Source organism: Mycoplasmopsis gallinarum DSM 19816 (assembly GCF_000621085.1).
GTDB classification, from domain to species: domain Bacteria; phylum Bacillota_I; class Bacilli_A; order Mycoplasmatales; family Metamycoplasmataceae; genus Mycoplasmopsis; species Mycoplasmopsis gallinarum.
The window spans coordinates 1-1,416 of the sequence record NZ_JHZE01000003.1 but is presented as its reverse complement, the minus strand read 5'-3'; the positions used below and the strand labels follow the sequence as shown (position 1 = coordinate 1,416).

Genomic DNA, 1,416 nt, shown 5'->3' with positions numbered 1-1,416 from the left:
AAGGCGAATTAAATGATTTCATACTTCCAAGAAAAGTTTCTAAACTTAAATTTATGGAAACCTGTACCGAGAACGGACACACGTCCCCAAGATGAGTATTCTAAGGCGAGCGAGAAAACTAGTGTTAAGGAACTCTGCAAAATGACCCCGTAAGTTCGCAAGAAGGGGCACCCATGGTAATACATGGGTCACAGTAAATTATGAGGGGCAACTGTTTATCAAAAACACAGCTCTCTGCTAAACCGCAAGGTGATGTATAGGGGGTGAAGCCTGCCCAGTGCCCGAAGGTTAAGTGGATGCGTTAGCTTATGCGAAGCGTTGAAATGAAGCCCGGGTGAACGGCGGCCGTAACTATAACGGTCCTAAGGTAGCGAAATTCCTTGTCGGCTAAATACTGACCTGCACGAAAGGCGCAATGATCTCTCAACTGTCTCAACACTAGACTCGGTGAAATTATGGTCCCAGTGAAAACGCTGGGTACCCGCATCAAGACGAAAAGACCCCATGGAGCTTTACTATAACTTCGTATTGAAATTTGGTCTAACATGTGTAGGATAGGTGGGAGACAGTGAAGACAGGACGCCAGTTCTGTTGGAGTCATCCTTGAAATACCACCCTTGTTATATTGAGTTTCTAACTTGCCATCATAATCGGGTGGGAGGACAGTGCGTGGTGGGTAGTTTGACTGGGGCGGTCGCCTCCTAAAGAGTAACGGAGGCGTTCAAAGGTACACTCAATACGGTCAGAAACCGTATGTAGAGCGCAAAGGTAGAAGTGTGCTTGACTGTGAGACTTACAAGTCGAGCAGGTGCGAAAGCAGGACTTAGTGATCCGGCTGTACATTGTGGAATGGCAGTCGCTCAACGGATAAAAGTTACCCTGGGGATAACAGGCTTATCTTGCCCAAGAGATCACATCGACGGCAAGGTTTGGCACCTCGATGTCGGCTCATCGCATCCTGGAGCTGGAGTCGGTTCCAAGGGTTGGGCTGTTCGCCCATTAAAGCGGTACGCGAGCTGGGTTCAAAACGTCGTGAGACAGTTTGGTCCCTATCTGATGTGGGCGTTGGAATATTGATGAGAGCCGCTCTTAGTACGAGAGGACCGGAGTGGACGTACCACTGGTGTTCCTGTTGTTGCGCCAGCAGCATAGCAGGGTAGCTAAGTACGGAAAGGATAACCGCTGAAAGCATCTAAGTGGGAAGCCTCCTCAGAGATAAGTATTCCCTTGAGATTCCTTATAGACTATGAGGTTGATAGGATGGGGGTGTAAGCGTAGTAATACGTTCAGCTGACCATTACTAATAAATCGATCGGTTTAAATTATTTACAATGATGTGTCTTAAGACATTTCAATAAATCATTATTACTATTCAGTTTTCAGAGAACTTGCGCCACAAGGCGTTTTTTTATTTAA

Annotated in this window: 1 rRNA gene; it reads left to right on the top strand. The window is 46.6% G+C overall.

Annotation, left to right across the window (positions count from 1 at the left end):
* A 23S ribosomal RNA gene (locus Q346_RS0100060) occupies positions 1 to 1,325 on the top strand; the annotation flags it as partial.
* Positions 1,326 to 1,416: the final 91 nt, after the last annotated feature.